7 protein-coding genes are annotated in these 9,397 nt (G+C 64.8%); all 7 read left to right on the plus strand.

Translation table 11 applies throughout. The features are described from left to right. The first annotated feature begins 459 nt into the window (after positions 1-459). The 7 genes from pstS (at position 460) to ACYCAX_RS26435 (ending at position 9,315) form a co-directional block, all read left to right on the plus strand. On the plus strand, positions 460-1,431 hold the full coding sequence (pstS, locus tag ACYCAX_RS26405) for a phosphate ABC transporter substrate-binding protein PstS (RefSeq protein WP_015479586.1): 972 nt from the start codon (positions 460-462) through the stop codon (positions 1,429-1,431). A gap of 395 nt (positions 1,432-1,826) precedes the next feature. Next, positions 1,827-3,860: an ABC transporter permease subunit gene (locus tag ACYCAX_RS26410; RefSeq protein WP_086009634.1), complete on the plus strand. Its 2,034-nt coding sequence runs from the start codon at positions 1,827-1,829 to the stop codon at positions 3,858-3,860. A gap of 24 nt (positions 3,861-3,884) precedes the next feature. Then, positions 3,885-5,561, plus strand: coding sequence for a phosphate ABC transporter permease PstA (pstA, locus tag ACYCAX_RS26415; RefSeq protein WP_015479584.1), 1,677 nt, complete (start codon positions 3,885-3,887; stop codon positions 5,559-5,561). A 52-nt stretch (positions 5,562-5,613) separates the two neighbouring features. Continuing rightward, positions 5,614-6,450: a phosphate ABC transporter ATP-binding protein PstB gene (gene pstB, locus ACYCAX_RS26420; protein ID WP_015479583.1), complete on the plus strand. Its 837-nt coding sequence runs from the start codon at positions 5,614-5,616 to the stop codon at positions 6,448-6,450. Positions 6,451-6,535: 85 nt separating this feature from the next. After that, on the plus strand, positions 6,536-7,276 hold the full coding sequence (gene phoU / locus ACYCAX_RS26425) for a phosphate signaling complex protein PhoU (RefSeq protein ID WP_015479582.1): 741 nt from the start codon (positions 6,536-6,538) through the stop codon (positions 7,274-7,276). Positions 7,277-7,409: 133 nt separating this feature from the next. Further along, a complete protein-coding gene (locus ACYCAX_RS26430) occupies positions 7,410-8,300 on the plus strand; it encodes a response regulator (protein ID WP_294978682.1) in 891 nt (296 codons plus the stop codon). A gap of 115 nt (positions 8,301-8,415) precedes the next feature. Continuing rightward, the gene (locus ACYCAX_RS26435) at positions 8,416-9,315 is read left to right on the plus strand and encodes a peptidoglycan DD-metalloendopeptidase family protein (protein WP_015479580.1); all 900 of its coding nucleotides are present in this window, start codon (positions 8,416-8,418) and stop codon (positions 9,313-9,315) included. The last annotated feature ends 82 nt before the right edge of the window (positions 9,316-9,397 follow it).

A 9,397-nucleotide genomic window follows, 5' to 3' on the forward strand; every position in this document is an offset into this window, starting at 1 on the left:
GAGTAGGTCATCGTCAAGCTCCTATCCCAAAGCCCCTGATCAGCATTGCTGGTCGGGGGTTTTGCTTTTTGCGCGCGGGAAAGTCAGGCTGGGTTCTGGAGTCCTCTACCCAACCTGCGCTGGCGGTGTGCGCTGAGACGGTGGCTATCGCGGACGGGGTCAGTTCCCCAGATCGGAGCGCATGCGGCGGTGCGTGCTGTGGCGTCAGATTATGACGGTGTGGCTGCCTGCTAAGGTTCGCGAGCAAGCTCGCTCCTACAAGGGCATACAGGGCCCTTCCGCGCCTCTGGAGCACACCTTTCGCCATTTCCCCACGACTGTTTTTGCCCTGCCCTGCCGTTCGCGCAATTGGCTGATGGCATTTCATCCAACTGTCACATTCGCGTCATAGAGTCTTCATGCGGCCTGACGATACTGGCCCCCGTTCCATCCAACCCCATTCTCCTCAAGGAGCAAGGCATGAAACTCAAGCGTTTGATGGCGGCCCTGACTTTTGTCGCCGCGGGCGTAGGCACTGCTAGCGCGGTTGCCGCAATTGATCCGGCTCTGCCGGAATACCAAAAAGCCAGCGGTGTGTCGGGCAACCTGTCGAGCGTCGGCTCCGACACTCTGGCCAACCTGATGACCATGTGGGCCGAAGAGTACAAGCGCCTGTACCCGAACGTGAACGTGCAGATCCAGGCCGCCGGCTCTTCCACCGCACCGCCGGCTCTGACCGAGGGTACTGCCAACCTGGGCCCGATGAGCCGCAAGATGAAGGATGTCGAGTTGCAGGCCTTCGAGCAGAAGTACGGCTACAAGCCGACCGCTGTTCCGGTTGCCGTGGACGCCCTGGCCATCTTCGTGCACAAGGACAACCCCATCAAAGGCCTGACCATGCAGCAGGTCGACGCCATCTTCTCCTCCACCCGCCTGTGCGGCGGCAAGTCGGAAGTGAAGACCTGGGGCGATTTGGGCCTGACCGGCGACTGGGCCAACAAGCCGGTGCAACTGTTCGGCCGTAACTCCGTCTCCGGCACCTACGGCTACTTCAAGGAAGAAGCCCTGTGCAAAGGCGACTACAAGCCGAACGTGAACGAGCAGCCGGGTTCGGCTTCCGTGGTTCAGTCGGTCAGCCAGTCGCTGAACGGCGTGGGCTACTCCGGTATCGGTTACAAGACCGCCAGCGTGAAGACCGTTGCCCTGGCCAAGAAGGCAGGCGGCGAGTTCGTCGAGGACAATGAGGCGAACGCCCTGAACGGCACCTACCCGCTGTCGCGCTTCCTCTACGTCTACGTCAACAAGGCGCCGAACAAGCCGCTGAACCCGCTGGAAGCCCAGTTCCTGAAGATGGTGCTCTCCAAGTCCGGCCAGCAGGTTGTCGTGAAAGACGGCTACATCCCGCTGCCGGCGAAAGTCGCGGAAAAAGCGAGCAAGGAGCTGGGTCTGTAATCAGCCCGCCAACCGGGCGGCCAGCGCCGCCCGGCATGGGCTGACGCCAACCCGACCGGGCCCGCCAGCATGGCTCTGCTGGTGGGCTTTGTCGCGTCACCTCCATGTCATCTTTCTGTCACACAGAGCCGCTAGGGTGTCACTGCATGAACGACCTGGCCAACTCCCCGATGACTTCTTCTCTCCCCGAGCGGATCGATTTCAATACGCCTGCGCTACAGCGCAAGCGTCGCATGCGTGCGCTCAAGGATCGACTCACCCGCTGGTACGTGCTGGTTGGCGGCCTCGCCGTCCTGGCCGCCATTACCCTGATTTTCTTCTACCTCGCCTACGTTGTGCTGCCGCTGTTCCGCGGCGCCACGCTGGAGGCGCGCGACCCCCTGGCTCCGGCCTGGCTGAAGACGGCGCAGGCGCCGCTACTGCTGAGCATCGAAGAGCAGAACATGGTGGGCATGCGCATCGCCGCCAACGGCGAGGTGGTGTTCTTCGACGCGAAGAAAGGCGACGAAATGGACCGTGTCGCGCTCAAGCTGCCTGCCGGCAGCAGCGTGACCTCCATCGCCGAAGACCAGCCGGGTCATCCGACCGTGGCGCTGGGCCTGTCCAACGGCCAGGTGCTGGTGTTCAAGCACACCTACAAGGTCACCTATCCGGACAACAAGAAAACCATCACCCCGCAGATCAGCTACCCCTATGGCGAGGCGGCCATCAACCTGGATTCCCAGGGGCGCCCGCTGGAGCACGTAGCGATCGTCTCGGGTGATGAAGGCTTGCTGCTGGCCGCCTCGACCGGTAGCCAGATGCTCCTGCTCAGCCTGACCAGTCAGGAAAACATGCTGACTGGCGAAACCTCGCTGGAAGAGGAGCGCATCAACCTGCCGCAGATCGCCGAGCCGGTGAAGGCGATCTACATGGATCCGCGCAAGCAGTGGCTCTATGTGATCAACGGCCGCGCCCAGGCCGACGTGTTCGACCTGAGCACTCACCAGCTCAACGGCCGCTACAAGCTGCTCGACGACGCCTCCGCCGAAGTGACCGCCAGCAGCCAGTTGCTGGGCGGCATCTCGCTGATGATCGGCGACTCCAAGGGTGGAATCGGTCAGTGGTTCATGGCCCGTGGCGAGGATGGCGAGCCGCGCCTGTCCCATGTGCGTGACTTCAAGCTGGGTGACCAGCCGGTGACCGGCATCGCTCCCGAACAGCGCCGCAAAGGCTTCCTGGCGCTCGACAGGCAGGGCAACCTCGGTATCTTCCACAGCACTGCGCACCGCACCCTGCTGGTGGAGAATGTTGCTCCGTCGACCGGCCTGATGGCTCTCTCGCCGCGCGCCAACCGCCTGATCGTCGAACAGGGTGGCGAGCTGCGCCGCTTCAGCGTCAACAACCCGCACCCGGAAGTATCCTGGAGCGCGTTGTGGGGCAAAGTCTGGTACGAGAGCTACGACAAGCCGGGTTACGTCTGGCAGTCCACTGCCGCGACCACCGACTTCGAGCCCAAGCTGAGCCTGTCGCCGCTGACCTTCGGTACCCTGAAGGCGGCCTTCTACGCGATGATCCTCGCCGCTCCGCTGGCGATTGCCGCCGCCGTCTACACCGCCTACTTCATGGCCCCGGGCATGCGCCGCAAGGTCAAGCCGGTGATCGAGTTGATGGAGGCGCTGCCGACCGTGATCCTCGGCTTCTTCGCCGGCCTGTTCCTCGCGCCGTACGTCGAAGGCCACCTGCCGGGCATCTTCAGCCTGCTGCTGCTCACGCCGCTGGGCATCCTGGCTGCCGGCCTGATCTGGAGCCGCCTGCCCGAGCGCATCCGCCTGAGCCTGCCGGCCGGCTGGGAAGCTGCGATCCTGATCCCCGTGGTCCTCGCCACCGGCGCCTTCGCCCTGTGGATGAGCCCGCACCTGGAGACCCTGTTCTTCGGCGGCGACATGCGCCTGTGGATCAGCCATGACCTGGGCATCACCTACGACCAGCGCAACGCCCTGGTGGTCGGCCTGGCGATGGGCTTCGCGGTGATCCCGAACATCTTCTCCATTGCCGAGGACGCCATCTTCAGCGTGCCGCGCAGCCTGACCTACGGCTCCCTGGCCCTGGGCGCCACGCCCTGGCAGACGCTGACCCGCGTGGTGATCCTGACCGCCAGCCCGGGCATCTTCTCCGCGCTGATGATCGGCATGGGCCGCGCCGTGGGCGAGACCATGATCGTGCTGATGGCCACCGGCAACACCCCGGTCATGGACGTGAACATCTTCCAGGGCATGCGCACCCTCGCGGCGAACGTCGCGGTGGAAATGCCCGAGTCGGAGGTGGGCGGGACTCACTACCGCGTGCTGTTCCTCTCGGCACTGGTACTGCTGTCCTTCACCTTCGTGATGAACACCCTGGCAGAGCTGATCCGTCAGCGCCTGCGCAAGAAATACGCGTCGCTCTAAGCGACGCCCGACGAGGCTAGTTCCGTGAAACAGAAACAGGAATCCGTCAAAGCGTGGTTTGCCAGCGGTTCTCCCTGGGTGTGGATGAACGCCGGTGCGGTGTCCATTGCCGTGATCATGACCATCGGCCTGCTCGCCGTGATCGCCGTGCGCGGTCTCGGCCACTTCTGGCCGGCGGACGTGATCGAGGCGAGCTATACCGTTCCCGGTGAAGCGCCCAAGACCCTGATCGGTGAAGAGGTGCAGGTCGAACAGGTGCCCCGCGAGCGCCTGCGCGGTGCTGGTTTGCCGGTGCCGGACAACGGCCCCGAGTTCATGACCCGCGAGCTGCTCAAGCTGGGCAACCGCGACCTCTACGGCAGCGATTTCTCCTGGGTGATCGGCGAGTGGCTGGCCGACAAGCGTCATCCGGCCGAGCTGGTGACCCTGGAGCGTCGCGAGTGGGGCAACTTCTATGGCTACCTGCTGAGCGTGAAGGAAAACGGCAAGGTGGTCGCCGAAGGTCCGGGCGCCCTGGCCGAACTGCAGACCCGCCTGACGCGCGTCGATGAGCTCTACGCCAAGCTCTACCGGTTGGAGAAGAAGGACATCGGTGGCATCAACCACGGCCTCGAGCGCCTGCGCCTGAAAGAGCGCGGCCTGCAGCTCAATGGCAAGCTGGATGCCGCCGCCGAGGCCGACATCGCCGCCGGTCGCGCCGAGCTGAACGCCCAGTACAAGGTGCTGGAGGACCAGCTCAACAGCCTGCACCATGAGTTCAACCGCGACAGCATCGTCATGCGCGATGCCACCGGCCAGCAGACCGAGATCAGCGTCGGCAAGCTGGTGCACGCCTACCAGCCGAACCAGATGGGCGTGGGCGCCAAGCTGGGCTTCTACTTCAAGAAGCTGTGGGAGTTCTTGAGCGACGACCCGCGCGAGGCGAACACCGAGGGCGGTATCTTCCCGGCCATCTTCGGTACCGTGATGATGACTCTGGTGATGGCCGTGATCGTCACCCCGTTCGGTGTGATCGCCGCCGTCTACCTGCGCGAGTACGCTCGCCAGGGCCTGCTGACCCGCATCATCCGCATCGCGGTGAACAACCTCGCGGGCGTTCCGGCGATCGTCTACGGCGTGTTCGGCCTGGGCTTCTTCGTCTACGTGCTGGGCGGTTCGCTCGACCGGATGTTCTTCCCCGAAGCCCTGCCGGCACCGACCTTCGGCACGCCCGGGCTGTTCTGGGCCTCGCTGACCCTGGCCATCCTTGCGGTGCCGGTGGTGATCGTCGCCACCGAGGAAGGTCTGGCGCGCATCCCGAGGGCTACCCGCGAAGGCTCCCTCGCCCTGGGCGCGACCAAGGCCGAGACCCTGTGGAAAGTGGTCCTGCCGATGGCCAGCCCGGCGATGATGACCGGCCTGATCCTCGCCGTGGCCCGCGCCGCCGGTGAAGTGGCGCCGCTGATGCTGGTGGGCGTGGTGAAGCTGGCTCCGGCGCTGCCGGTGGACGGCAACTACCCATACGTGCACCTGGACCAGAAGATCATGCACCTGGGCTTCCACATCTATGACGTCGGCTTCCAGAGCCCGAACGTCGAGGCCGCGCGCCCGCTGGTGTACGCCACCGCGCTGCTGCTGGTGATGGTGATCGCCCTGCTGAACTTCTCGGCCATCGCGATTCGTAACCGCCTGCGCGAAAAGTACAAGGCGCTGGAAAACTGATTCTGCCGGCGGCGGGCCGAGCCCGCCGCCAAGCCTCCCAAGGAGACTGAACATGCAACATGAAACCGCTACCCACGGCATCGACATCGGCGCGCTCGGCCGTGGCGACCGTCAGGGCATGAACCTGGAGAGCGAGACCGTCGCCCTCGAAGTGCCCGGCCTGAGCCTGTTCTACGGCGAGAAGCAGGCACTGTTCGACGTCAGCATGAACATCCCCAAGCAGCGCGTGACCGCCTTCATCGGCCCGTCCGGCTGCGGCAAGTCCACCCTGCTACGCTGCTTCAACCGTATGAACGACCTGGTCGACGGTTGCAACGTGAAGGGCGAGATCCTCCTCGACGGCCACAACATCTTCGCCAAGAACGTCGACGTCGCCGAACTGCGCCGCCGCGTCGGCATGGTGTTCCAGAAGCCCAACCCGTTCCCCAAGAGCATCTACGAGAACGTGGTGTACGGCCTGCGCATCCAGGGCATCAACAAGAAGCGCGTGCTCGACGAAGCCGTCGAGTGGGCCCTCAAGGGCGCCGCGCTGTGGGACGAGGTGAAGGACCGCCTGCACGAATCCGCCCTCGGCCTCTCCGGCGGTCAGCAGCAGCGTCTGGTCATCGCCCGCACCATCGCCGTGGAACCGGAAGTCCTGCTGCTCGACGAGCCGTGCTCGGCACTGGACCCGATCTCCACCCTGAAGATCGAAGAGCTGATCTACGAGTTGAAGTCCAAGTTCACCATCGTCATCGTCACCCACAACATGCAGCAGGCCGCGCGCGTCTCCGACTACACGGCGTTCATGTACATGGGCAAGCTGATCGAGTTCGGCGATACCGATACCCTGTTCACCAACCCGGCCAAGAAGCAGACGGAAGACTACATCACCGGTCGCTACGGCTAGTTTCGCGGTATTGCGTGCGCGGTAGAACTTCCCGGAGAACATCACAGGCCGGCGGCCCGGAGCCAGCGGCTTTCGCGGAGCGAACATGATCAACAAAGAAAGCCTCACCCATCACATCTCGCAGCAGTTCAACGCCGAGCTGGAAGATGTGCGCAGCCATCTGCTGGCCATGGGCGGCCTGGTGGAGAAGCAGGTCAACGACGCGGTCAACGCGCTGATCGACGCCGACTCGGGCCTGGCCCAGCAGGTGCGCGAGATCGACGACCAGATCAACCAGATGGAGCGCAACATCGACGAGGAATGCCTGCGCATCCTCGCCCGCCGCCAGCCGGCCGCCTCCGACCTGCGCCTGATCATCAGCATCTCCAAATCGGTGATCGACCTCGAGCGCATCGGCGACGAAGCCTCGAAGATCGCCCGCCGCGCCATCCAGCTGTGCGAGGAAGGCGAGTCGCCGCGCGGCTACGTCGAGGTACGCCACATTGGCGGTCAGGTGCGCAAGATGGTGCAGGAGGCACTGGATGCCTTCGCCCGCTTCGATGCGGACCTGGCGCTGTCTGTGGCCCAGTACGACAAGACCGTCGATCGCGAGTACAAGACCGCCCTGCGCGAGCTGGTCACCTACATGATGGAAGACCCGCGGGCCATTTCCCGCGTGCTCAATGTCATCTGGGCCCTGCGTTCGCTGGAGCGCATCGGCGACCACGCGCGCAACATCGCCGAACTGGTGATCTACCTGGTGCGCGGTACCGATGTCCGCCACATCGGCCTGACCCGCATGAAGGAAGAAGTGCAGGGCACCGGCAACGGCGACAAGCCCCAGTAAGGCTTCCGCCCGCCACATCGACGAACCCGGCCCAGCGCCGGGTTCGTCATTTTATGGCCCGGCGGTTTCCAGCCGATGGCATGTCGCCACCTGGCGAGGCTATTCTTCGCCCTATCGTTCGAAGGAGTTGCCGATGGCCAAGGTCAGTGTGCTGGTCGTGGATGATGCCCCATTCATCCGGGATCTGGTGAAGAAGGGGCTGCGGGACCATTTCCCCGGCCTGCAGATCGAGGAGGCGGTGAACGGCCGCAAAGCGCAGCAGTTCCTCGCGCGCCAGAGCGTGGACCTGATTCTCTGCGATTGGGAGATGCCCGAGCTGTCGGGTATCGAACTGCTCTCCTGGTGCCGTGAGCAGGACAATCTGAAGACCACGCCCTTCATCATGGTTACCAGCCGTGGCGACAAGGACAACGTGGTGCAGGCCATCCAGGCCGGAGTCTCCGACTTCATCGGCAAGCCGTTCTCCAACGACCAGTTGGTGAGCAAGGTGAAGAAGGCACTGTCCCGCGCCGGCAAGCTCGAAGCGCTGGCCGCCCAGGCGCCGCAGCGCAGCCTGGGCGCCATGCCCAATGACTCGCTCAGCGCCCTTACCGGCGGCAAGGCCGAGGTGGTGCGCCCGGCGGCCGCTCCCGCTGCGCCGCGTTCGGTGGCCCTGGCACCGGCTGCCGCCGCTCCTGTCGCCCGCAGCGGCACCAAGGGCCAGCAGGGTCAGTTGCGCCTGCCCTCGGCGAGCCTGCCCTGCGTGATCAAGGCACTCAGCCTCAAGGAAGCGCTGCTGGTGGTGAAGCGCGGTACGCCGCTGCCGCAGGTGCTGGAAAGCGCCGTGCTGGACCTGGAGGAGGACCGCGACGTGGCCCGCCTCAATGGCTATCTGCACGCCGTGGCGGCGCTGGAGCCCAGGCCCGACAGCGAGTGGCTGCAACTCACCTTCCGCTTCGTCGACCGCGACCCGCAGAAGCTCGATTACCTGTCACGCCTGATCGCCCGTGGCAGCACCCAGAAGCACTACGTGCCCGGTGCCTGAGTGGGTAGCCGACCGATGGAAGGTACTGCTTCACACACCGGCCGCCAGCGGGTCGCTCCGCAGGGGCCGCGCTGCTAGTCTTGCCGTTGTCGCCATACCTATAACCAGAGTCGACATGCTAGGGCGCAGTATCTTCCTGTGCGGTCTGCTGGCCGCATCGGGGACGGCTTCGGCCGTGACCATCTACAAGTACACCGACGCCAATGGCGTCGTCACCTACACGGACAAGGCCGTGGCGGGGGCGGCGGTGTTCGTCTTCCGCGATCGCATGGTCGAGCACCTGGAACAGCAGGTGAAGCTGGAGACCAGGAAGCACGCCGGCGGCGAGACGCTGCAGGTGCGTAATGACCTGTATGCGCCAGTCGAGGTGGAGCTGAGCGTGACCGGTGTGCAGAACGCCATCGGCGCGCCGGAGCGCCCGATCCGCTGGGTACTGCCGCCGCGCAGTGCCATCCGCCTGGCGACACTGACCCCACGTAATCCCGGCAAACCCTTGGTGTACCAGCCCAAACTGCGTTACGCGCTGGGCGATCCGCGTCAGCAGCCGCTGTCTTACCGGTACGCGCTGCCCTGGATGGGCGGTCCGTTCCGCCTGACCCAGGGCGCCAATGGCCGCTACAGCCATTTCACGCCCAAGGGCCGTTATGCGATGGACATCGCCATGCCCGAGGGCACGCCGATCATCGCCGCCCGTGGCGGCACCGTGGTGAAGATCGAGAACGACCAGAGCGGGCGCGGCAAGAATCCGTCCGGCAACTTCGTGCGCATCCTGCATGACGACGGCACTATGGGGGTGTACCTGCACCTGATGCGCGGCTCGGTGCTGGTCCATGAAGGACAGCGTGTCGCCACCGGCACCTCCCTGGCGCGCTCGGGCAACACCGGTAACAGCAGCGGCCCGCACCTGCACTTCGTGGTGCAGCGCAACGTCGGCCTGGCGCTGGAGTCGATTCCCTACGACTTCTCCCAACCGGTGGATACCTTGCCGAACTTCGCGGTGGTGAAGGAGAACTGAGGCGCCGCCTTCCCCGCCTGGGGCTTGCAACCGATGTCTGTAGGAGATTCTATGTCTACCCCGCCGTATCGGCCGCAGGCCG

Source organism: Pseudomonas sp. MT3, assembly GCF_054720805.1.

What these genes read in the sequence shown, in the direction of transcription:
- pstB (WP_015479583.1), top strand. Translation starts at nt 5,614, where the DNA reads ATGCAACATGAAACCGCTACCCACGGCATCGACATCGGCGCGCTCGGC.
- phoU (WP_015479582.1), top strand. Translation starts at nt 6,536, where the DNA reads ATGATCAACAAAGAAAGCCTCACCCATCACATCTCGCAGCAGTTCAAC.
- pstS (WP_015479586.1), top strand. Translation starts at nt 460, where the DNA reads ATGAAACTCAAGCGTTTGATGGCGGCCCTGACTTTTGTCGCCGCGGGC.
- ACYCAX_RS26435 (WP_015479580.1), top strand. Translation starts at nt 8,416, where the DNA reads ATGCTAGGGCGCAGTATCTTCCTGTGCGGTCTGCTGGCCGCATCGGGG.
- ACYCAX_RS26430 (WP_294978682.1), top strand. Translation starts at nt 7,410, where the DNA reads ATGGCCAAGGTCAGTGTGCTGGTCGTGGATGATGCCCCATTCATCCGG.